The following is a 21,020-nucleotide window of genomic DNA, read 5'->3' as shown; positions in this document are numbered from 1 at the left end:
ATCGTCACTGCGAGACGTCGCATGACGTGACCCTCCTTCCGAGCCAGTCAACTTGACGCAGTGTTCCGTCGGCGGAGCGTTGGTACCACGTCGTCATGTGGATGAGCTGACCGGTTGTTTCCTGGCCGTCGCTCCACGAGGTACGAATTGAGCGGCCGTCCTCGCATGATTCGAGTGCGAGGGCGTTGCTGAAGTGGGCCTTGTCGAGAGGGACTTGTCGAACGCCCGTGATGACATATCTCCCCGACTTCCATGTGCTGCCCTTGAGCCAGATCTGGCGGAGGAGTTGTTCATAGTCCTTCGATGCCGAGCCAGTCGTGAGCGCGGCGAGCCGTGCAGGCACGGCCTGGTCGGGACGGAGACCGCCCGACTTCTCCGAGAGGTAGACCTGTTCAGCAATCGTTCTGTACGTCTTCTCCGCCTCCGCCACACTCACCGGCTCCGGCGTCGGACTCGGCGTGGGCGTCTGACTCGGCGCGACCGACGACACCGACACGCGCGGGGTCGGGGTGACCGTCACGGGCTCGACGGCGTCGGCCGCTCCGGAACATCCGGTGACGAGGGCGAACAGGGTCAGGGCGAGGACGGGTACTCGTCGGGCGGACACGGCGTCACTCCTCTCGGGCGTCCCGGACCGCCTTCGGGCCGGGACGACTCCGTTTCTATCGGCACCCTGTGCGTCAGCGGCACCCTTGGGCGCCAGAGTTCCTCGAATGCTCGCCCTCCCGTCGCCTCCCGGACACCTCCGATGACTGCCCGATCAGCGCCCGCGGCGAGCCACGACCGCCCCGGCACGGTGCCCCCGGGAGCCTCGTGGGAGTCCGGCCCCGCCGTCGAACCGGTAGGCTGAGACCGTGGCTTCACAAGGACTCAAGACCCCACCCGCTCTTCGACCCGGCGTTCTGCGCATCATCCCGCTGGGCGGCCTGGGCGACGTGGGTCGCAACATGTCCTGCTACGAGATCAACGGCGAGATCCTCCTCATCGACTGTGGCGTCCTCTTCCCGGAGGACGATCACCCCGGCGTCGACCTCCTCCTCCCCGGCCTCGATTACCTCGACGACAAGCTCGACCGCATCAAGGCGCTCATGCTCACCCACGGCCACGAGGACCACATCGGCGCCGTCCCGTACCTCCTCAAGCGCCGCGCCGACATCCCCGTCTACGGCTCCAAACTCACGCTGGCCCTCGTCGAGGCCAAGCTCAAGGAACACCGCATCCGCGGCTACGACCTGCGCGTCGTCTCCGAGGGGGACGTCGAGGAGGTCGGCGAGGAGTTCGACGTCGAGTTCGTCGCCGTCAACCACTCCATCCCCGACGCCCTGGCCGTCCACGTCAAGACCGACGCCGGCTCGATCCTCAACACCGGCGACTTCAAGATGGACCAGCTGCCCCTCGACGGGCGCCTCACCGACCTGCGGGCCTTCGCCCGGCTCGGTGAGGAGGGCGTCGACCTCTTCATGGTCGACTCCACCAACGCCGAGGTCCCCGGGTTCATCCGTTCCGAGCGCGACCTCCTGCCGGCCATCGACCACACCTTCGAGGTCGCCCGGCGCAAGCTCATCGTCGCCACCTTCGCCTCGCACGTGCACCGCGTCCAGCAGATCATCGACACGGCCGTCAGACACGGCCGCAAGATCTGCTATGTCGGCCGGTCCATGGTGCGCAACATGGCCGTCGCCCGAGACCTGGGCTACCTCCACGTGCCCGGCGACAGCCTGGTGGAGCTGCGTGACCTCGACAGCTACCGGGACGACGAGGTCGTCGTCATCTGCACCGGGTCGCAGGGCGAGCCGCTGTCCGCCCTGGCCCGGATCGCCCACGGTGAGCACCGCGACATCACCATCGGCGAGGGCGACACCGTCCTGCTGGCCAGCTCCCTCATCCCCGGCAACGAGAACGCCGTGACCCGCGTCATCAACGGGCTCATCGGGCAGGGGGCCAACGTCGTCCACAAGGGCAACGCGCTGGTCCACGTCTCCGGACACGCCGCCGCCGGCGAACTGCTCTACGCCTACAACGTCGTTCGCCCGCGCGCGGCCATGCCGATCCACGGCGAGGTCCGCCACCTCACGGCGAACGCCGCCATCGCCCGCTCGACCGGGGTGGCCGAGGACAACGTCATCGTCGTCACCGACGGCGGGGTCGTCGACATGGAGGACGGCCGCTCCAGCGTCGTCGGCAAGGTCGACGCCTCGTACATCCTCGTCGAGGGCACCGGGGTCGGCGAGCTCACCCCCGACGCCCTGGCCGACCGCAAGATCCTCGGTGAGGAGGGGTTCATCTCGGTCTCGGCGGCCGTCGACCCCAAGCACGCGACGATCGTCTCCGGGCCGGCCATCAAGGCCAAGGGATTCGCCGAGGACGACCGCGGCTACGACGAGATCCGCGACCGCATCGTCGTGGAGCTCGAGAAGGCCATGAAGGACGGCGTCGACGACGACCACCGGCTCCAGCAGGTGGTCCGCCGCACCATCGGACGGTGGGTGGCCCAGACCTATCGACGTCGTCCGATGATCGTGCCGGTCGTCATCGTCGTCTGAGGGGCCCCATCGTCGTGTGGACGTCGGCCTCCGGTGACGATCCGGGGCGACGGTACGCGAGGTGGGCCACCGGCCCCGGCCGTGGCGATTTGGGCAACCCGCTTCCGGCCATGTAGTCTTGTCCAGTTCCCGCGTGGAACCACCGATCGTGATACGTGTGTCGACCGCCCCGTGCTGGTCGGCCTGAACAAGGAGATCTCCCAGTGGCTGCTGTCTGTGACGTCTGCGGCAAGCGCCCCGGTTTCGGACACAATGTCCCCTGGTCGCACAAGAAGACCAACCGGCGGTGGAACCCGAACATCCAGCGTGTGCGCGTCGTCGTCGAGGGCACGCACAAGCGCATGAACGTGTGCACCTCGTGCCTCAAGGCTGGCAGCGTCAACCGCTGACCAACCCCCACGGCTCCTGAGCCCGCCCTTCGGGGCGGGCTCAGTCGCGTCCCGTCGGGTGTTCCTCGGCCGGCATCGGCATGGGTCTGGACCACGCGCACGGCGGGCGGACGACGTCGGGTCGCGGGCACGTCCGCGAAACCGTCCGAGGCACGCGGTAGCCTCGCGGGCGTGGATGGACTGCACGATCCCTGGCTGACCCGCACCCAGACCGAACTGCACCGGTCACTGGGTGGGGTTCTCGGGTCGCGTACCGCCAAGGCCTTCGCCGACCTGGGTGTCCACACCGTCGGTGACCTCATGGGTCACCTTCCCCGTCGCTATCTCACCGGCACCGAGACCACCGACCTGTCCGAGCTCGTCGAGGGGACCGAGGTCGCCCTCGTCGCCGACGTCGCCCGGGTCGAGATCCACGACATCAACGGTTCGGGCCCCGGCGGCAGGGGCGGCACCCAGGGCAACAACGCCCGGCAACGCCTCGAGGTCACCCTCACCGATGGACGCACCAGCCTCACCGCCACCTTCTTCGGCAAGAAGTGGCTCGTCGCGTACTGGAGCAAGCAGTTCACGCTGAGCAGCCACGGCATCTTCATCGGCAAGGTCGGCTCCTTCCGTGACCGGCCCCAACTCACCCACCCCGACTTCATCATGTTCGACCGCGATGGCCAGGTCGTCGGCAAGGGCGACAAACAGACGATGGCCACCCAGGTCATGCGCAACGGCCTGGTCGGCCTCTACCCGGCCAGCTCGAAGCTGCCGACGTGGACGATCTCGGAGAGCGCCCAGATCGTGCTGTCCCAACTGGGCCACCTCGACGACACCCTCCCAGACTGGTTGTTGGCCGAGGCCGAGCTGCCCGGACTCGACGAGACCTTCGAGTGGGTCCACCGACCGGCGACCATCGCCCAGGCCGGGCGGGCCGCCGAGCGTCTCGTGTGGGAGGAGGCCGTCGCCACCCAGCTCACCATGGCCTCCCGACGCCGTCAGGCCGCCACCCGCACCGCACCGACCTGCCCCGGACGCGACGACGGCCTCCTGGCGGCTTTCGACTCCCGGCTCCCGTTCACCCTCACCGACGGCCAGCGGCAGGTGGGCGACGACATCGCCGCCGATCTGGCCGGGCACAGCCCCATGCAACGCCTCCTCCAGGGCGAGGTGGGCTCGGGCAAGACGCTGGTCGCCCTGCGCGCCATGCTCCAGGTGGTCGACGCCGGCCACCAGGCGGTCCTGCTGGCCCCCACCGAGGTGCTCGCCCAGCAGCACCACCGAACCCTCACCGCCCTCCTCGGTGATCTGGGTGCCGGCCGGACCCTCGGCGCCCCCGAACAGGCCACGGGGATCGCCCTGCTCACCGGATCGATGAACGCCGCGGCCACCCGGGCCGCCAAGGATGCCATCGCCGACGGATCGGCCGGCATCGTCATCGGCACCCATGCCCTCCTGTCGGGCAGCGTCGACTATCACGACATCGGCCTGGTCGTCGTCGACGAGCAACATCGCTTCGGGGTCGAGCAGCGCGGGGTCCTCACCGGTGGGGACGGCGTCAAGCCGCATGAACTCGTCCTCACTGCCACCCCCATCCCGCGGACGGTGGCGATGACGGTCTTCGGCGACCTCGTCGTCTCGAGCCTGCGTGAGGTGCCGGCCGGTCGGGCCGAGGTGCAGTCGACGGTCGTCGACCTGCCGCGCCACCGGGCCTGGCTCGACCGGGCATGGCAGCGGGTGCGGGAGGAGGCCGACGAGGGGCACCAGATCTTCGTCGTCTGCCCACGGATCAGCGCCGACGACGCCGACGAGGGCACCCTCGGTGGCGTGGGCGAGGCCACGTCGGGGGTTGCCGCCGTCGAGGACCTCGCCCCGTTCCTGGCCCAGGGCCCGTTGCGGGGACTGCGGATCGAGGCGCTCCATTCCAGGCTCGACGCCGCCACCAAGGACGAGATCATGGGGCGATTCAGCGGCGGGCAGACACAGGTGCTCGTCTCGACGACGGTCATCGAGGTCGGCGTCGACGTGCCCGAGGCGACGATGATGGTCATCATGGACGCCGACCGCTTCGGCGTCTCCCAGTTGCACCAGCTGCGCGGCCGGATCGGTCGCGGCACGCTGCCCGGGCTGTGCCTGCTCGTCACCTCGGCCGAGGCGGGGTCCCCGGCGCGCCAGCGACTCGACGCCGTCGCCGCCACCCGGGACGGATTCGCCCTGGCCGAACTCGACCTGGCCCAGCGCCACGAGGGCAATGTCCTGGGCGCCGACCAGGCCGGACGCCATTCCCCGCTACGGCTGCTGCGGGTGCTCGACCATGCCGAGATCGTCACGGCCTCCCGTGACCTGGCCCAGCGGTGGATGGACGAGTCGCCCGATGACCCTCGTCTCCTCGACCTCGTGCGGTCGACGGAGGAGATGGCCACGGGCGACCTCATGGAGCAGGGATAGGGGCCCGGCTCCCCGGAGGATCAGCTCTCGGGCTCTGGTCCGAAGGCGAAGACCCGACCGGTGATCTGGTCGGGGATGATCCGCACGAAGCTCTTCTTCACCGTCGGCACCCAGGGCAGCAGCGGCATCTTGGCGCAGCGGGCCAGCTCGGCCGGATCGGTGACGACCGAGGCGTGTCCGCGCACGACGACGCTCCAGCCACCGTCGTCACTCCAGCCGTCGGCCTCGAAGGCGACGCGGTCGTTCGTGGCGATCTCCTCGAGCTTGCTGCCGGCCGCGGTCCGGAAGACGATGCTCGGGCCGTCGACGACGAAGTTGAGCGGGAACATCTCGGGCTGGCCGTCGATGCTCGTCGCCAGGCGACCGACCTCGGCGGTGTCGAGGTAGCCCCAGCAGGTGTCTTCCTCGATCGTGGTGATTGGGCTGTCATTGTCCATGACCACATTGTGCCCGCCCACCCCCAATGACGCCGACGCGGGCCCACGTCGGCGCGCCCTGGCCCACTCGGCGTGGTAGGACCGACCTCGACGCGTCGACACCTGTTCGCGGCACGAACCGCCGCGAGCACCCTTCGATAGGCTGACGTGGTGAGCAGGATCATCGCCGGACGAGCCGGGGGACGCCGACTGCGCACCCCCTCGGGTCGCACGACCCGCCCGACGACCGATCGCGTCCGCGAGGCCGTCTTCTCGGCCCTGGCCGCCTGGAACGGCACCGCCGACGCCGATCCGGCCGAGCACCTGGCCGGGCAGTCGGTGGCCGACGTCTTCGCCGGTTCGGGGGCGATCGGGCTGGAGGCGGCCAGCCGCGGTGCCGGGCCCGTCGTGTGCATCGAGAAGGACGCTCGCGCGGCGTCGGTCATCCGGGGCAACGCCGCCCACCTCGCCCTGGCGGTGGAGGTCGCCACGTCCTCGGCGGCCTCCTGGCTGGCCACGACCGGGCGGCGATTCGACGTCATGTGGTTCGACCCGCCCTACGACCTGGCTGACGAGGACCTCGACGAGCTCATCGACGCTGCGGCTCGGGTGCTCGTCGACAACGGGTTGCTCGTCGTCGAGCGTTCGGCGCGCAGCCGCGCCCCGCACCTGCCGGAGGGGATGGAGACGTGGTCGGCCTCCTACGGCGAGACGACCATCCACTACGCCCAGTGGGACCGCCCGACTGGGGACGTCGCGAAGGAGGACGACCGGTGAAAGCCGTGTTCTCGGGGTCCTTCGACCCCATCACCCGTGGCCACGTCGACATCGTCGAGCGCGCCAGCCACCTCTTCCACGAGATCGTCGTCGGCGTCGCCGTCAACTCGGCCAAGAACGGCATCTTCACCATGGACGAGCGGGTCGCCTTCGTGCGCGACGCCGTCAAGGACCTTGATCGGGTGAGCGTCGCCCCCGTCGACGGGTTGCTCGTCGAGTTCTGCGAGGCACACGGGGCCGACGTCATCGTCCGTGGTCTGCGCTTCGGCGGCGACTTCGACTACGAGCTCCAGATGGCCCACCTCAACAAGGCCATGGGCGACATCGAGACGGTGCTCCTGCCCGCCGGACGCGAGTTCGGCACCATCAGCTCCTCGATGATCCGCTCGGCGGCGGCCAACGGGGGAGACGTGGGCGCCTTCGTCACCCCCATGGTCGACGCCGCCCTGCGGGCAAGGTTCGGCGCCTGAGCCGCCGGCCCCGGCCCCATCAGGCGCGGGCCGTGAGCAGTTCGACGAGGGCGTCCTGGAGGGTGCGGGGAGCCTCGAGGTCGAGGATCGCCGCCACCTGGAGCAACCGGTCGTCCCCGGAGCGCAGGATGCGCGCCAGGTCGGTCTTGAGGAAGTAGCTCACCTGGGCGGCGTCGATGAGGGCGATGCCCCTGGCCAGCACGGGGTTCTCATGGGCCGGCAGGTCGGTGAGGTCGACCCGGACCGGCTGGCTCGTCGAGCCCGTCCCCAGATCGAGCTCGACGCGCGGTGACCCGGCACCGTGGACGACGAGCCGCCAGTGCCGTGCCGGCGGCACCTGTGACAGGTCGTCGCCGCCGGCCGCACCGATCTCCAGGACGCCGTCGACCAGCCTCATCGGCGTCGTCACCACCGGTTCGGCACTGTCGGCCGGCGTCTCGAGCAGGTCGAAGGAACCGTCCGCCCCGGCCACGACGTGCACCGTGAGGTCGGTCGGCCACTCGATCCCGGCCATGGGGTCGGTCGCCGTGGGCACGATGGCTCCCGGCCGTGCCAGCACGGGGGTCTCGGCGAGCGTCCGGGCCAGGTTGACGAACCGTCCTGCCGTGTACGTGACGTCGGTCGCCAGATCGGTCCAGGTGCCGGGCCTGCCGTCCTCCGCCGGCGGCAGCCACGTGCGGGTCGTCGTCAGGCCGGTCGCCGGGTCGCCCTTCGTCGTCACGGGGCGCACGAGCAGGCAGTCGCCGAACCAGAACTCGTTGCGATCGACGTAGGCCTCCTCCCAACGCGGATGGGTCCAGTAGACCGGCCGCACGAGCGGGACGAGGTCGCGGTGCCCGGCGAGGTTCATCGTGTGCAGGTACGGGATGAGCTGGTGGCGTCGGCGCAGGGCGTCCTCCATGAGCTCGCCGGTGCGTCCACCGAAGTGCCAGGGCTCCTTGCCGCCGAACTCGTCCTTGGTCGAGTGGAGCCGGTTGATGGGGGAGTAGACGCCGAGCTGGGCCCAGCGGGTCATGAGCTCGTCGTCGCGGTCCCCGCCCCAGTGGCCGCCGATGTCGTGGCTCCACCAGCCGTAGCCGATGTTCGAGGCCGTCGCGGTGAACTCGGGCTGGAAGTCGAGGGACTCCCATGAGATGTGCGTGTCGCCGGAGAACCCTACGGGGTACCGGTGCGATCCCGGACCGGCATAGCGGGAGAAGGTCAGTGGGCACGACCCGTCCCGCCCCGAGTCGGCGTGGTGGAGGTGGTTGAGGACCCACAGCGGATCGAGTCCGGGGATGCGACTGTGCGTGCCCTGCTGCCAGTCGATCCACCACAGGTCGACGCCGTCCTCCTCCATGGGGTGCAGGACGACCTCGAAGTAGGCCTTCATGAACTCGGGGTCGTCGACGTCCATGTGGATGGGCTCGCCGAGCCGGGGGTCACGCCCGAGCCGCTCGCACAGGGCGGGGTAGACCTCCTCGTGACGGCGGATCCCGTCGGCCGGGTGCAGGTTGAGGCTCGTCACCAAGCCCCGTCGGTGGAGCTCGGCCAGGAAGTCCCGTGGATCGGGGAAGAGGTCCCGGTTCCACGTGTACCCGGTCCAGCCGTGGCCGATGGCCGGATCGACGTCGGTGACGTGCCAGTCCATGTCGATGACGCCGACGGTGAGCGGTACCCGGTCGGCGGCGAAGTGGTCGAGCAGCTCGAGGTACTCCTGCGCGGAGTAGTCGTGGTAGCGGCTCCACCAGTTGCCCAGGGCCCACCGGGGGATGACCGGCTGTGGACCGGTGAGGCGGTAGAAGTCGGCGACGGCGGCCCGGTAGTCGCGGCCGTGGAGGAAGAGGTAGAGGTCGGCGTCGCCGGTGCGCTGGCCGACCCAGCCCGACTCGGTCATCGCGAGCGAACCGGAGTCGTCGAGGACCGCCCAGCCCATGTACCCGGCGACCCCCGGCTCAAGGGCGCACCGGCCGTTGACACCGTCGAGGGTGCGCGCGGTGCCACCGAGGTTGGCGGCCTGGCCGAAGAAGGTGAGCCCCTCCAAGGGGTCGTCCCCGTAGTGCCACTGGGCGTGGTAGTTGCCGACGCTGGTGACGACGGCGTGCAGCCCCTGTGCGCTGAACGGGCGGCCGTCGTAGTCGAACTCGAAGTCGTCGTTGGCGATCCGGACGCCGTCGCCCTCGCGGGTGATCCGGGTGGTCACCGGTCCCAGGTCGCGGTTCGTGACGACCTGCGTGGGCCGGTCCTCGAAGGGCACGGCGGAATCGTCACGCCATTCGACGCGGACAAGGTGGTCCGTGAGCAGGCTCACGCGGTAGTGGTCGGTCGTCACCATGGAGGTCATGGATCGATCCTAGGGGTGGGCGCCGACCGGGCCGCAGGGGCCTCAGGACCGCCGGATCGACGGTGCCCGTCCGGTCGCCTCCGCCTGCTCGACCCAGCCGGCGAAGAGCTCGCCGGTCGGCGCACACGCGGACCTGCCGACGCCGTCGTGCCAGGCGGCCTCGAAGGTGATGTCCCCGGTCCGCGTGACGCCCCTGGCGCCGGTCCGGTCTCGGTGCAGATCCTCGACCATCTCGGCCAGCTGGAGCGCCTCGGGCTTGGGCGTCCCGTCAGCGCGGAACAGCCCCAAGGAGTACTCGAGCTCGGGGAAGTCGAGCAGGTCGCGGGAGACGTCGTGGGAACACCACCAGGTGATCGCCTCCACGGCGGGGGCGTCGAGCAGGTGCTCGACCGTCGCGGCGACGAAGTCCGCGGCGGCATCGTCGGGCACGTGGGTGCGTGGCGCCCCGACCTCCTGCACCCAGATCGGCCTGGACGGGTCCGGGCTCCAGGCGCGGGCCAGCTCGACCAGGTAGCGGGGGAACCACGTCAGCGCCGGGTGCCCGGCCCCGAACCTCGGCCCGACCTGGGCGAAGACCCAGGAGTGGACCGTCGTCGCGGGCCCGGTCGTCACGGCGTGCCGCGGGGTGAACGGGTGGTCGTCGACGAACCACAGGTCGTCGTCGAAGCCCAGGTGGGCGCTCGCTCCCGGCCACCCGGCGGCGACGGCGTCCTGCATGGCCGACAGCCACCGGTCGACCTCCTCGACGCGGCAGGGGCTGCGGTCAGGGTGGGTGTGACCGGGCGCCAGGGCTGCGAACTGGGGGAACTCATTGCCCAGGGTGAGTCCCAGGACGCCGGGCTCCTCGGCCAGCCGCGAGGCCACCGCCGTCACCAGCGCGGCCTCGCCGGCGACGACCTCGGGGTCGGTGAAGAGGTTCGACCGGTGCCACGTCGTCACCCAGGACGGCAGGAAGTCGTAGCTCGACAGATGCCCGTTGAGGGCGTCGACGTGGACGTCCAGCCCGGCCTGCCGGGCGCACCGGACGACGTCGACGAGGTCGTCGAGGGCCTTGGGCCGGATGAGGCCACGGTTGGGCTGGAGCAGTGGCCACAGCGGGAAGATCCGCACGTGGTCCAGGCCGAGGGCCGCGATGGCCTCGAAGTCCCGGCGCGCGGCGTCGAGGTCGAGGTCGAGCCAGGAATGGAACCAGCCCTGGCTCGGGGTCCAGTTGACGCCGACCCTCATCGTCCGCCCGACCTCGTCAGGCGAAGGGTGAGGATCTGGAACGGACGCAGCGACAGCCCGAGACGTCCCTCGTCCAACGGCGTCGTCACCGCGCCGGGACGCACCCGGGCCCGCGGGTTGCCCTCGAGCGGCTCCTCGAGCAGATCGGTCTCGACGACGCCGGTGGCCTCGAAACCGAGCGCCATCGTCGTGTCCAGGCGGCGTCCGTAGGGTTCGTAGAGGCGCACGACGACGTCTCCGCTGCCGTCCTCGGCGAGCTTGACGGCCTCGACCATCGCACCCTCGACGCTCACCAGCGGCGCGACGGGGTGACCCGGACGGCGTCGGACACACAGGTTCGCGGCGTACCCGTCGCGGACGGCGTCCTCGATGGTCGCCCCGGCGTGCAGGGTGTGGAAGAAGTCGTGCTCGCCCTGGTCGGCCCGGGGGTCGGGGAACCTGGCTCCCTTGAGCAGGGACGCGTGGACGACGCTGTACGTGCCGCCGCCGTCCTTGGGGACGCGGGTGACGTTCCAGCCGTAGGTGCCGGAGTTCGCCACGGCAAGCCCGAAGCCGGGTTCGCCGACGTGGACCCAGCGGTGGGCGTTGACCTCGAACCGGTACGCGTCCCACGACGTGTTGGCATGGGTCGGCCGGGTGACGTGGCCCATCTCGATCTCGTACCGGGCGTGGTCGGTGTGCACGTCGACGGGCCAGGCGACCTTGAGCAGACTGTCCTGTTCGTGCCAGTCCAGGTGGGTGCGGACCTTGACGCGCGGGTCCCCCGGGTTGACGGCGAGCTTCTGGACGGCCGTGGAGGCCCCGAAGGAGCGCGTCACCGCGATCTCCACCCCGTCACCGACGCGGGTGAGCGAGGCGACGCCGTCGGTGAGCTCGACGACCGAGTTGGCGTAGAAGGGATCGATGTCCCAGGCGTCCCACATGTTGGGGAAGTCGGGGTGCAGTTGGAGGACGTTGCCGCGGGTGCCCGCGGGGATCGCGTCGCGTCCGCTGGCCAGATCGACCAGGCCCGTGACGCGGCCGGCGGAGTCGACGGCCAGGCGCACGAGCCCGTTGTCGACGATCCAGCCGCCCTCCGGCGTCTCGGTCACCTCGACCGGTGCTGCCGTCGACGGTTCGACGGCGGCGCCGCCCAGGGCGACGGACCCTGCCCAGGGACGCCGGACGGGAGCGGCGTCGAGGACGACCTGCGGTGCCTCCTCACCGTTCCGCGGGTCGTCCGGCGCGGCGCCCACGAGGAGGTCCTGGGCCTCGTGGATGAGCTCGGTGAGCTCGTCGGAGATCCGTCGGTGATCGGCGATGACCTCGCGGTAGACCCACGAGATGCACGTACCGGGCAGGATGTCGTGGAACTGGTACAGGCAGATGGTGCGCCAGTACTGGGCCAGGCGCTCGGCGGGGTATTTCATGAGTCCGCGCACCGCGGCGGTGGCGCACCACAGTTCGGCCTCACGCAGCAGGTGCTCGTTGCGGCGATTGCCCTTCTTCACCTCGTACTGGCTGGTGAAGGTGCCGCGGTGGAGCTCGAGGTAGAGCTCGCCGACCCAGGTGGCGGGGTTCTCGTGCTGGGACTGCGCCCGCTCGAAGAAGGCCTCCGGCTTCTCGACGACGACCCTGGGGGAGCCGTCGAGGTCGGCGACCCGCCTGGCCTGCTCGAGCATCTCGCGGGTGGGGCCGCCACCGCCGTCCCCGTAGCCGAAGGGCACCAGGGAGGTGTTGGAGCGGCCCTTGTCGGTGAAGTTCGTCCGGGCGTGCTGCAGGTCATGCGCCGACAGATCCGACCCGTAGGTGTCGGCGGGCGGGAAATGGGTGAAGATGCGGGTGCCGTCGATGCCCTCCCACCAGAACGAGTGGTGGGGGAACTTGTCGACCTGGTTCCACGAGATCTTCTGGGTGAGGAACCACTTGGCCCCGGCGAGCCGGGCGATCTGGGGCAGGGCCGCGCAGTAGCCGAAAGAGTCGGGCAGCCACACCTCGTCGCAGTATCGCCCGAAGTTGTCGCGGAAGAACCGCTGGCCGTGGAGGAACTGGCGGCACATGGCCTCGCCGCCGGGCAGGTTGGCGTCTGACTCGACCCACATGCCTCCGACGGGGACGATCCGGCCGGCCGCGACGGCGTCGACGAGACGGGCGAAGAGGTCGGGGTGGTCCTCCTTGAGCCAGGCGGAGTGCTGGGCGGCCGGGAAGGCGAAGACGTGTTCTGGGTACTGGTCGAGCAGGTTGAGCTGGTTGGCGATGGTGCGGGCCACCTTGCGGCGGGTCTCGCGCAGCGGCCACAGCCAGGCCGAGTCGATGTGGGCGTGACCGACCGCCGTCATGACCTGGGCCGACGCCGGGGCGTGGACCTCGAGCAGGGGGGAGAGCTCGGCCCGGGCGGCCGAGGCGGTGCCGGTGACGTCGGCCAGGTCGAGCCGATCCATGGCGCGATCGAGGCCCCGACGGATCTGCCAGGTGCGCTCGGTGTCCTCGGGCAGTTGCTCGACGAGCCCCTCAAGGGTGACGACGTCGGCCACCAGGGCGCGCACCTCGTCGTGGACGACGACGAGGTCGGCCCGCTCGAGGCTGTAGTGGTCGTGGGTCGAGGCGGTGAGCTTGTCGCCGTCCTCGGTGGGCTGGAAGGGCGGCACCGCCAGCAGGATGGGGTTGGACGCCGCTTCGACGTAGACGTCGATGCGACCCTCGTCGTCGGGTTCGGCGGGGATCCACGTGTTGCGGGGGTTGAGCGCCTTGATGATCGAGCCGTCGGGACGCACGACCAGACCCTCGGACTGGAACCCGGGCGACTCCCATCGTCCGCCCAGGTCGACGACGAGTTCGAGGTGCTCGCCGCGCAGATCGGCCGGCACCGTCGCGGTGAGGTGCAGCCAGGTGGTGCCCCAGGGCGGGCCCCAGGTGCGTCCGACCTCGAAGGGTTCGTAGTCGAGCGCGAAGCCTGCGGCGATGCTCACCGGCTCGCCCTGACCGACCACGCCCGGTCGGGCGTTGGGGTCGGTGGCGCCGTCGGCGTCGGTCACCGGTGCCCACTCGACGTCGAGCTGGCAGACGGTCGTCGTCTCGGCGGGACGGATCTTCTCGGCCAGGTGTCGGCGCACCCTGCCGTCGAGAATGGGCGCATGGTCATGCATGGGAGGGGTCCTTCCGGAGTGACGTCGTCGGCTGGGGCAAGCCTAGTTGCTAATTCGGTTTAGCTCAATCGCTGCAATGCTCCGTCGAAGCCCCATTTCATGGGATGATGGAGTCATGCAACGGCCCACGATCAAGGACATCGCCAAGGAGACCGGCGTGTCGGCGGGGGCTGTGTCCTTCGCACTCAACGACAAGCCCGGGGTGTCGGAGGAGACACGGGCTCGGATCAAGGCGGTGGCCAAGGGCATGGGCTGGAGCCCGAACGTCGCGGCCGTCGCGCTGTCGGGCAACCGTGCCGGCGCCGTCGGCATCGTCATCGCCCGTGATGACCAGTCCTTCGCCGGTGAGGGGTTCTTCATGCGCCTCATCGCCGGCATGGAGGAACGGCTCACGCCCAGATCGATGGCCCTGGTGCTCCAGTTGGTCCGCTCCGCCGAGGAGGAGCTCGAGGTGCACCGCCGCTGGTGGGCGCAGCGCCGCGTCGACGGCGTCGTCCTGGTCGATCCCGCGGTCGACGACCCGCGGTGGCAGCTCTTCGAGGAACTCGGGATGCCGGCGGTCGTCGTCGGCGCCGACCCCTCGACCCCGTTGCCCGGGGTGCACATCGACGACGGAGCGGCGGTCGAGTCGATCATCGAGCACCTGGCCGAACGAGGTCACCAGCGGGTGGCCCGGGTCGGTGGTGGTGCCGGCCTCACGCACAGTTCGGTGCGCGAGGCGGCCTTCCGCCGTGCCTGCCGACGCCGTGGGATGACGGTCGCGTCCGTGCCCGTCACCGACGCCTCCGAGGACGCCGGTGGCCGGGAGACGACGTCCCTGCTCAGGTCGAGTCAGCCGCCGACGGCCATCCTCTACGACAACGAGGTGCTGGCCCTCGGCGGTCTCATCGCGATCCGTGCCCGGGGCCTGAGCGTCCCGGACGACGTCGCGGTCGTCTCCTTCGAGGACGCCGCCATGTGCCGGGTCCTCTCGCCGGCGCTCACCGCCCTGAGCCGTGATCCGTCCGTGCTCGGCGCCCACGCCGTCGACATGCTCCTGGCGAGGATCGAGGGCAGGCCCTGTGCCGACGTCGTCGAGGAGCCGCCGGTGCTCGTGGTCCGGGGGTCGACGGCGTCGCACAGGTGAACCGCGTCAGCCCTTGACACCGCCGGACTCGACGCCGCGGAAGAAGACCTTCTGCATCGAGGCGAAGACGATGATGATGGGGATGAGGGCGATCATCGTGCCCGCGGCGACCTCGCGGGGATCGGTCGACATCGTCGAGTTGAGGTACTGCATGCCGACCGTCAGGGTGTACTTGTCGGGGTCGTTGAGGACCACCAGGGGCCACAGGAAGTCGTCCCAGGCGCCGATGAACGAGAAGACGGCGACGACCGAGGCCATGCCCCGCACATTGGGCCACACGACGTGACGGATCTTGTCCCAGGTGTTGGCCCCGTCGACGGTGGCCGCGTCGAGGACCGACATGGGGATGGACCGGCAGGCCGTGGCCATGAGCAGGACGTTGATCGCCCCGACGACGCCCGGGATCGCGACGCCCATGAGGGTGTTCGCCAGGCCCATGCCGCGGATGATGAGGTACTGGCTCGTCAGGGTCACCTCCCCGGGCAGGAGCAGGACCGACAGGAGGATGGCCATGACGATCCTCTTGCCGCGGAACCTCATGCACGACAGTGCGTACCCGGCCATGGTCGACAGGACGACGTTGCCGATGACGCAGACCGCGGCGACGATGACCGAGTGCCAGGCGTACCGCCAGATGGGCACGACGCGCGCCACGCGCAGATAGGCGTCGAGGGTCGGGTGCTGGGGGATGAGGTGTGGCGGGAAGGAGTAGACGTCCTCGGCGAGGCTCTTGAGCGAGGTCGACAGCTGCCACAGGAAGGGGCCGAGTGACAGTGCTGCCACGAGGAGGAGGAGGACGTAGCGGCCGATGAGCCCGGGAAGGGTCGGGCGCTTGGGGTCGAAGGCATGGCGACTGCGCCACGGACGTTGACGTCGATTGGCCTCGACGATGAGTCGGGTGTCGTCACGGGTGGTCGTGCTCATCGGTGTCCTCCTTCGGTGGGCGCGGCGGCCTTCGCGCGCTGGCGTCGACGTCGCCCGCCGGGCTGGCGGTAGTTGGCCCACCCGATGAAGGCCAGCGGGATGAGCGTGAGCAGGAACAGGACGACGGACAGGGCCGAGGCGTAGCCGAGCTGGCCGGACAGGCCCGAGCCGACCTGCTTGATGATCATGACGAGGCTCGAGTCCTCGCCTCCGGGGCCACCGGTGCCGTTGGTGAGGACGTACAGCTCCGAGAAGATCCTCATGCCGCTCACGGCGATGAGGGCCACGATGAGGAGCATGGCGGCACGGATACCGGGAATGGTGACATTGCGGAACCGTTGGAAGGTGCCGGCGCCGTCGATCGACGCGGCCTCGTGGAGGCTGGCGTCGACGTTCCCCAGCGCCGCGAGGTAGACGATCATGTAGTAGCCGAGGCCCTTCCACACGGTGAGCCCGATGGAACAGGCCAGGAGCTTCCACTTGTCGACGAGGAACGGCACGGCGGCGTCGGTGAGCCCCATGAGCTGCAGGGACTGGTTGACCAGGCCACGGGAGTCGAACAGCCAGCTCCAGATGAGGGCGACGACGACCGCCGAGGCGATGACCGGGAAGTACGCCGTGGTGCGGAAGAACGCGATCCCGGGAATCTTCTTCTCGACCAGGAGGGCCAGGAGCAGGGGGAGGATCGTCAGGAGCGGGACGCAGGCGATGACGTAGATGAAGGTCACCTGCATCGCGCTCCAGAACATGTCGTCATGGATGAGCGCGCTGTAGTTCTCCAGGCCGACGAAGGTGCCGCCGGTCAGTGGGCGCGCGTTCGTGAACGACAGGATGATCGTGTTGATGAACGGGTACAGCGCGAAGACACACGTCCAGATGACTGCGGGGGCGACCAGCAGCCATGGCGTCATGAGTCGGTGGGATCTCACGTTTCACTCCAGTCGACGTCGTCGCCATGGAGCGGGGGCCATGGCACCGGGGGCTTATANTGGCACCGGGGGTGAGGGGGAAGGGTGGGGCCGCGCACGACGGCCCCACCCGATCACTCACTTCTTGAGGTTCTTGTTGCAGTAGTCGGCGGCCTTGTCAAGGGCCTGCTTGGCGGTGACGTCGCCGCGCATGGCCGAGGCCATCTGCTGACCCAGGTACTTGGTCATGGCGTCGGTGAGCTGGACGGGGCCGGCCTTGGCCGTCTTCATCTCGTCGGCGAGCAGTTCGGCAGCCTTCTTCATGTCGGGATCCTCGATCGTCGAGGTGAACGACGACGGGTTCTCGTTGCCCTCCTTGGTGCCGGGGAGGAATCCCTGGGCGAGCTTGACGAAAGCGACCTGGTTCTCGTTGTTCGTCGCGAACTGGGCGAAGGCCAGGGCCAGGGCCGGGTTCTTCGTCTTGGCGGAGACCGAGAGACCCTGGACGAACAGCGGCGGGTTGCCGATGCGCTTGGTCATGGTGACCTGCTTGAAGAGGGTCGGGTTGCCCTTCTTGAGGTCGACCGGGAAGGAGGCCGAGCCGGTGGTCCACGCGACCTTGCCCTGGATGAACAGCTGGGAGTTGCCCAGGTAGGTGTTCTGGAGGATCTCCGGGGGCATGGCCTTGGCCTTGTACAGGTCGACGTAGCGCTGGAGAAGCTCGACGCCGTCCTCGGAGTTGAAGACGAACTTGCCGTCCTGGAACATCGTCACGCCCATCTGCGGGAAATCGGGCATGGACGAGATGAGCGGCATCTTGCCCTTGGAGTTCTTGGCCATGGTGAGGGCCTGGTCGAAGAGCTCGTCGAGGGTCGTCGGGAGCTTGTTCGGATCGAGTCCGTAGTCGGTGAAGGCCTTGGTGTTCCACCAGTTGAGGTCGGTGCCGAGGTACCACGGGTAGCCGTAGGTCCCCTCGATGCCGTCGAAGGTGTACGACTCGATGCCGCCGGTCGTGTAGAGGTCGATGGCCTTCGCGTCGGCCTTCTTGAGGTCCATGAGCTGGCTGGCGCCGGCGAGCTGGTAGGCGAAGGTCTGCGGGAGGTTGACGACGTCGGGCAGCTGGCCGGCGGCGGCCTGCTGCTGGACCTTCTCCTCGTAGCCGTCGCCGGGCTGGTCGAGCCACTTGATCGACGTGCCGGGGTGCTTGGTCTGGAAGTCCTTGATGAGCTTCTCGAAGTAGGGGGTGAACTTCTCGTTCTTGAGCGACCAGGTCTGGAACTGGATCGAGCCCTCGAGCTTGCCGGAGGTGTCGACGCTGGCCTGCGTCGAGGACGATCCGGTCCCGCTCCCGCTGACGCCACAGGCGCCGAGGGTGAGCAGCGTCGCGAGTGCGCCGGTGCCGCCGAGGAGCTGGCGGCGTCCAATGGTGGGGTTCATCATGGCTTCTCCCTTGAAGACGTGTCTTTCGACACCCGTTGTCGTTCTGCCGTAGCAGCGTACTAATACGCTTTAGTGAAAGTATCGCAGGGGGGTGGCGTCGTCAAGAACACGCTTGGGTCGGTGACCGAGGCCTCCGAGGGTTTGGCGCCCGGCGCAGGCCAAGGTAGAGTTGCACGTCGGTCATGACCTCGTCGTGTTCCACCGGTCGAAGGGATTCCTGCGATGAACACCAACCATCGCCGCCCGGACGCATCCGCCGATCTCCACGTGGAGACCAGCGCTCTGCGTCGTCAGGCGGGCCAGATGATCCGGGTGCAACGCTCGCTCCCCGCTCCGGCGGATCTCGGTGTGGACATGATCGCTGTTCCCGAGGGCTCGTCGATCGACATCGATCTCCGTCTGGAGTCGGTGGTCGAGGGGATCCTCGTGACCGGGACCGCCGAGGTCGTCCTGGAGGGGGAGTGCTCCCGCTGCCTGACGCCGATCGAGGGCCATCGCGCCTTCGATCTTCAGGAGCTGTACTTCTATCCCGACAGGGAGGCCGAGGAGGACGTGCTGCGGGTCGGGGACGACGACACCGTCGATCTCGACCCCGTCCTGCGTGACGCCGTCGTGTTGAACCTGCCGTTCAACCCGCTGTGTCAGCCGGACTGCCTGGGCCTGTGCCCGGACTGCGGCGTCAACCTCAATGACGATCCCGACCACGACCACGGGGACCGGATCGACCCCCGATGGGCTGCACTCCAGGAGTTCGGCCCCACGGAGTCCTGAGCCCTTCAGAAGTCCAGACACACCGAGTACCAAGGAGAAGATCGTGGCTGTCCCGAAGCGGAAGATGTCCCGCGCCAACACCCGGCACCGTCGTTCGCAGTGGAAGGCGGTCGCCCCTGCCCTCGTCACCTGCGCCAACCCGGCCTGCCGTGCCAAGCACCTGCCGCACACCGCCTGCCCCGACTGCGGGCAGTACGGGTCGCGCAGCAACCTGCGTCAGGTGACCCAGGCCTGATGAACGTGGGAGGGCACCGATGAGCGCCGAGGCGCCCGCCGAGACCTGGCCCTTCCTGGCCCTGCTCGAGGAGCTGGAGGTCGAGATCGACCCCCAGCTCCTTGCGCTCGCCCTGACGCACCGGTCGTACGCCTTCGAGAACGGTGGCATCCCCACCAACGAGCGGTTGGAGTTCCTCGGGGACGCCGTCCTCGAGGTGGGCGTCACCGACTACCTCTACCGGGCCTACCCGGACCTCCACGAGGGTCGGCTCGCCAAGCTCCGTGCCGCCGTCGTGAGCACGGTGTCCCTGGGCGACGTCGCTCGGGGCCTGGGCATCGGGCCGCACATCAAGTTGGGCAAGGGCGAGGAACTCACCGGAGGCCACGACAAGACCTCGATCCTCGCCGACACCACCGAGGCCCTGCTCGGTGCGGTCGAGCTGTCCAGCGGGCTCCCGGCGGCGCTGTCGGTCGTCCATCGCCTCTTCGACCCCTTGGTCGACGAGGCCGAGCGCACCGGAGCCGGTACCGACTGGAAGACGGTGCTCCAGGAACTGTGCGCCGACCAAGGCCTCGAGGGGCCGGAGTATCGCATCGTCGGGTCCGGTCCCGACCACGACCGGCGCTACGAGGCGCACGCCGTCATCGACGGCGTCGACCACACCGGGTTCACCGGCCACAACAAGAAGGAAGCCGAGCAGGGCGCTGCGCATCTGGCGGTTCGCGAACTCACCCGTGCCTGAGCTGCCCGAGGTCGAGACGGTTCGGCGAGGTCTCGTCGAGCACGTGGTCGGGCGGCGCATCGAGGGTGTCGAGGTGCTGCATCCCCGGTCGATCCGGCGCCACGAGGCCGGGGCGGCGTCCTTCGTCGCCGAGCTCGAGGGCCGGGTCGTCGACGGCGTCGCCCGGCGTGGCAAGTACCTGTGGTTCGTCCTCGACTCGGGTGACGCCCTGTTGGCGCACCTGGGGATGAGCGGACAGTTCCGGGTCGACGGCATCGGGACGGTGTTGCAGCCCCACGCCCGGGTGCTCGTCGATCTCGATGACGGACGGCAGCTGCGTTTCGTCGATCAGCGGATGTTCGGTGGGCTGTCGGTGAGCCCCGGCGGAGCGGTACTGCCGCGGGAGATCACCCACATCGCTCGCGACCCGTTCGATCCCCTCTTCGACGCCGTCGACGCCGCCCGTCGGCTGCGTGGCCGGCGGACCGGCCTCAAGCGGGCCATGCTCGACCAGACCCTCGTCTCGGGCATCGGCAACATCTACGCCGACGAGACGCTGTGGCGGGCACGACTGCATCCCGAGACGCCGACCGCGTCCCTGTCGCAACGACGGGCCGTCGCGGTCTGGACGACGGCGCGCGACGTCATGGCCGAGGCCCTGGACCAGGGCGGGACGTCGTTCGACCGTCTGTACGTCAACGTCAACGGGAGTTCGGGGTACTTCGGGCGGTCGCTCAACGCCTACGGGCGCGAGGGCCAGCCCTGTCTGCGATGCGGGACGGCGATGGTACGTGAGCAGTTCACGAACCGTAGTTCGTTCCGGTGTCCGCGGTGCCAGCGGCTGCGCTGATATCGTGGAGTCCTCCTCTGTCTGGTGTTTTCGTTTACGACATTCCCATGAACGGGAACGAGGTTACCGACGATCAGATTCAGGCGTGGGTGGACGAGGCTGAGGCTGGCTACGACGCAGAACTGCTGAAGAAGCGCGGGCGCGGTCGCCCGGGCCGTGGTGCTGAGCCCATGCAGGTCGTGGCCGTGCGCCTGACGGCAGCTGAGCTTGCGGCACTGGACGCCATTGCTGAGGCGGGCAAACTGTCGCGGTCCGAAGTGCTTCGGCAGGCCTTGGCTGCGTTCGCGGCATGAAGCTTCACCGGCTCTTCAGGATCCAGGGTGTAGTCGGGGTCTGAATCCTCCGGTCTCCAGGAGTGAT

General features: G+C 69.2%; 19 protein-coding genes. 11 read left to right on the top strand and 8 right to left on the bottom strand.

Annotated features, from left to right (window positions below):
- Positions 1 to 4 precede the first annotated feature (4 nt).
- Positions 5 to 607, bottom strand: coding sequence for a hypothetical protein (locus E0E30_RS07220; protein WP_130865722.1), 603 nt, complete (start codon positions 605 to 607; stop codon positions 5 to 7).
- Between the two features lie 247 nt (positions 608 to 854).
- On the opposite strand from E0E30_RS07220, the gene E0E30_RS07215 reads away from it, so the two are divergent.
- The 3 genes from E0E30_RS07215 to E0E30_RS07205 all read left to right on the top strand — a co-directional run bounded on the left by E0E30_RS07215 (position 855) and on the right by E0E30_RS07205 (position 5,365).
- On the top strand, positions 855 to 2,543 hold the full coding sequence (locus tag E0E30_RS07215) for a ribonuclease J (RefSeq protein WP_130865721.1): 1,689 nt from the start codon (positions 855 to 857) through the stop codon (positions 2,541 to 2,543).
- Between the two features lie 203 nt (positions 2,544 to 2,746).
- Entirely contained in the window at positions 2,747 to 2,932 is a 186-nt protein-coding gene (rpmB, locus tag E0E30_RS07210; RefSeq protein WP_130865720.1) for a 50S ribosomal protein L28, read from the top strand.
- 171 nt (positions 2,933 to 3,103) lie between these two features.
- Positions 3,104 to 5,365 carry an ATP-dependent DNA helicase RecG gene (locus E0E30_RS07205; protein WP_245306539.1) on the top strand — a complete coding sequence of 754 codons (2,262 nt, stop codon included), beginning with the start codon at positions 3,104 to 3,106 and terminating at the stop codon, positions 5,363 to 5,365.
- A 20-nt stretch (positions 5,366 to 5,385) separates the two neighbouring features.
- Here E0E30_RS07205 and E0E30_RS07200 read toward each other — a convergent pair whose 3' ends face one another.
- On the bottom strand, positions 5,386 to 5,802 hold the full coding sequence (locus E0E30_RS07200) for a pyridoxamine 5'-phosphate oxidase family protein (RefSeq protein WP_130865719.1): 417 nt from the start codon (positions 5,800 to 5,802) through the stop codon (positions 5,386 to 5,388).
- Positions 5,803 to 5,952: 150 nt separating this feature from the next.
- Between E0E30_RS07200 and E0E30_RS07195 the strand changes: the two genes are divergently transcribed.
- A complete protein-coding gene (locus E0E30_RS07195) occupies positions 5,953 to 6,558 on the top strand; it encodes an RsmD family RNA methyltransferase (protein ID WP_130865718.1) in 606 nt (201 codons plus the stop codon).
- A complete protein-coding gene (gene coaD, locus E0E30_RS07190) occupies positions 6,555 to 7,028 on the top strand; it encodes a pantetheine-phosphate adenylyltransferase (RefSeq protein WP_130865717.1) in 474 nt (157 codons plus the stop codon). The genes E0E30_RS07195 and coaD overlap by 4 nt, the downstream gene beginning before the upstream one ends.
- 19 nt (positions 7,029 to 7,047) lie before the next feature.
- On the opposite strand, the gene E0E30_RS07185 is transcribed toward coaD, so the two are convergent.
- From E0E30_RS07185 to E0E30_RS07175, 3 genes are read right to left on the bottom strand one after another with little or no spacing between them, the layout of a single operon-like run.
- Positions 7,048 to 9,351 (bottom strand): glycoside hydrolase family 31 protein, encoded by a 2,304-nt coding sequence (locus E0E30_RS07185; RefSeq protein WP_130865716.1) that lies wholly within the window; start codon positions 9,349 to 9,351, stop codon positions 7,048 to 7,050.
- Between the two features lie 42 nt (positions 9,352 to 9,393).
- Positions 9,394 to 10,578 carry a glycoside hydrolase 5 family protein gene (locus E0E30_RS07180; RefSeq protein WP_130865715.1) on the bottom strand — a complete coding sequence of 395 codons (1,185 nt, stop codon included), beginning with the start codon at positions 10,576 to 10,578 and terminating at the stop codon, positions 9,394 to 9,396.
- Complete coding sequence (locus E0E30_RS07175; protein WP_130865714.1) at positions 10,575 to 13,703, bottom strand: alpha-mannosidase; 3,129 nt, start codon at positions 13,701 to 13,703, stop codon at positions 10,575 to 10,577. Before E0E30_RS07175 ends, E0E30_RS07180 begins: the two co-directional genes overlap by 4 nt.
- A gap of 115 nt (positions 13,704 to 13,818) precedes the next feature.
- Between E0E30_RS07175 and E0E30_RS07170 the strand changes: the two genes are divergently transcribed.
- A complete protein-coding gene (locus tag E0E30_RS07170; RefSeq protein ID WP_130865713.1) occupies positions 13,819 to 14,829 on the top strand; it encodes a LacI family DNA-binding transcriptional regulator in 1,011 nt (336 codons plus the stop codon).
- Between the two features lie 6 nt (positions 14,830 to 14,835).
- Here E0E30_RS07170 and E0E30_RS07165 read toward each other — a convergent pair whose 3' ends face one another.
- From E0E30_RS07165 to E0E30_RS07155, 3 genes are all read right to left on the bottom strand, one after another.
- On the bottom strand, positions 14,836 to 15,753 hold the full coding sequence (locus tag E0E30_RS07165; protein ID WP_130865712.1) for a carbohydrate ABC transporter permease: 918 nt from the start codon (positions 15,751 to 15,753) through the stop codon (positions 14,836 to 14,838).
- Positions 15,750 to 16,682 (bottom strand): carbohydrate ABC transporter permease, encoded by a 933-nt coding sequence (locus E0E30_RS07160; RefSeq protein ID WP_130865711.1) that lies wholly within the window; start codon positions 16,680 to 16,682, stop codon positions 15,750 to 15,752. The genes E0E30_RS07165 and E0E30_RS07160 overlap by 4 nt, the downstream gene beginning before the upstream one ends.
- Before the next feature lie 117 nt (positions 16,683 to 16,799).
- Positions 16,800 to 18,101 (bottom strand): ABC transporter substrate-binding protein, encoded by a 1,302-nt coding sequence (locus tag E0E30_RS07155; RefSeq protein ID WP_130865710.1) that lies wholly within the window; start codon positions 18,099 to 18,101, stop codon positions 16,800 to 16,802.
- 222 nt (positions 18,102 to 18,323) lie between these two features.
- Here E0E30_RS07155 and E0E30_RS07150 point away from each other — a divergent pair, with 222 nt between their 5' ends.
- Genes E0E30_RS07150 through E0E30_RS07130 form a run of 5 tightly spaced genes read left to right on the top strand, consistent with a single transcriptional unit; the run spans position 18,324 to position 20,953 of the window.
- A complete protein-coding gene (locus E0E30_RS07150; RefSeq protein ID WP_130865709.1) occupies positions 18,324 to 18,872 on the top strand; it encodes a YceD family protein in 549 nt (182 codons plus the stop codon).
- 43 nt (positions 18,873 to 18,915) lie between these two features.
- Complete coding sequence (gene rpmF / locus E0E30_RS07145) at positions 18,916 to 19,107, top strand: 50S ribosomal protein L32 (RefSeq protein WP_130865708.1); 192 nt, start codon at positions 18,916 to 18,918, stop codon at positions 19,105 to 19,107.
- A gap of 19 nt (positions 19,108 to 19,126) precedes the next feature.
- Positions 19,127 to 19,831 (top strand): ribonuclease III, encoded by a 705-nt coding sequence (gene rnc / locus E0E30_RS07140; RefSeq protein WP_130865707.1) that lies wholly within the window; start codon positions 19,127 to 19,129, stop codon positions 19,829 to 19,831.
- Entirely contained in the window at positions 19,824 to 20,660 is an 837-nt protein-coding gene (mutM, locus tag E0E30_RS07135; RefSeq protein WP_130865706.1) for a bifunctional DNA-formamidopyrimidine glycosylase/DNA-(apurinic or apyrimidinic site) lyase, read from the top strand. The genes rnc and mutM overlap by 8 nt, the downstream gene beginning before the upstream one ends.
- A gap of 47 nt (positions 20,661 to 20,707) precedes the next feature.
- Complete coding sequence (locus E0E30_RS07130) at positions 20,708 to 20,953, top strand: ribbon-helix-helix domain-containing protein (RefSeq protein ID WP_130865705.1); 246 nt, start codon at positions 20,708 to 20,710, stop codon at positions 20,951 to 20,953.
- The last annotated feature ends 67 nt before the right edge of the window (positions 20,954 to 21,020 follow it).

This window comes from Acidipropionibacterium timonense (genome assembly GCF_900605005.1).
In the GTDB taxonomy this organism is placed as follows: domain Bacteria; phylum Actinomycetota; class Actinomycetes; order Propionibacteriales; family Propionibacteriaceae; genus Cutibacterium; species Cutibacterium timonense.
The sequence above is the reverse complement of the archived record's forward strand: the minus strand, read 5'-3'. Positions and strand labels throughout refer to the sequence as shown.

Bases quoted from the DNA above. Each gene is read 5' to 3' on its own strand.
- E0E30_RS07200 (WP_130865719.1), bottom strand. From the start codon at position 5,802: ATGGACAATGACAGCCCAATCACCACGATCGAGGAAGACACCTGCTGG.
- E0E30_RS07185 (WP_130865716.1), bottom strand. From the start codon at position 9,351: ATGACCTCCATGGTGACGACCGACCACTACCGCGTGAGCCTGCTCACG.
- E0E30_RS07180 (WP_130865715.1), bottom strand. From the start codon at position 10,578: ATGAGGGTCGGCGTCAACTGGACCCCGAGCCAGGGCTGGTTCCATTCC.
- E0E30_RS07175 (WP_130865714.1), bottom strand. From the start codon at position 13,703: ATGCATGACCATGCGCCCATTCTCGACGGCAGGGTGCGCCGACACCTG.
- E0E30_RS07170 (WP_130865713.1), top strand. From the start codon at position 13,819: ATGCAACGGCCCACGATCAAGGACATCGCCAAGGAGACCGGCGTGTCG.
- E0E30_RS07165 (WP_130865712.1), bottom strand. From the start codon at position 15,753: ATGAGCACGACCACCCGTGACGACACCCGACTCATCGTCGAGGCCAAT.
- E0E30_RS07155 (WP_130865710.1), bottom strand. From the start codon at position 18,101: ATGATGAACCCCACCATTGGACGCCGCCAGCTCCTCGGCGGCACCGGC.
- E0E30_RS07150 (WP_130865709.1), top strand. From the start codon at position 18,324: ATGAACACCAACCATCGCCGCCCGGACGCATCCGCCGATCTCCACGTG.
- rnc (WP_130865707.1), top strand. From the start codon at position 19,127: ATGAGCGCCGAGGCGCCCGCCGAGACCTGGCCCTTCCTGGCCCTGCTC.
- E0E30_RS07130 (WP_130865705.1), top strand. From the start codon at position 20,708: ATGAACGGGAACGAGGTTACCGACGATCAGATTCAGGCGTGGGTGGAC.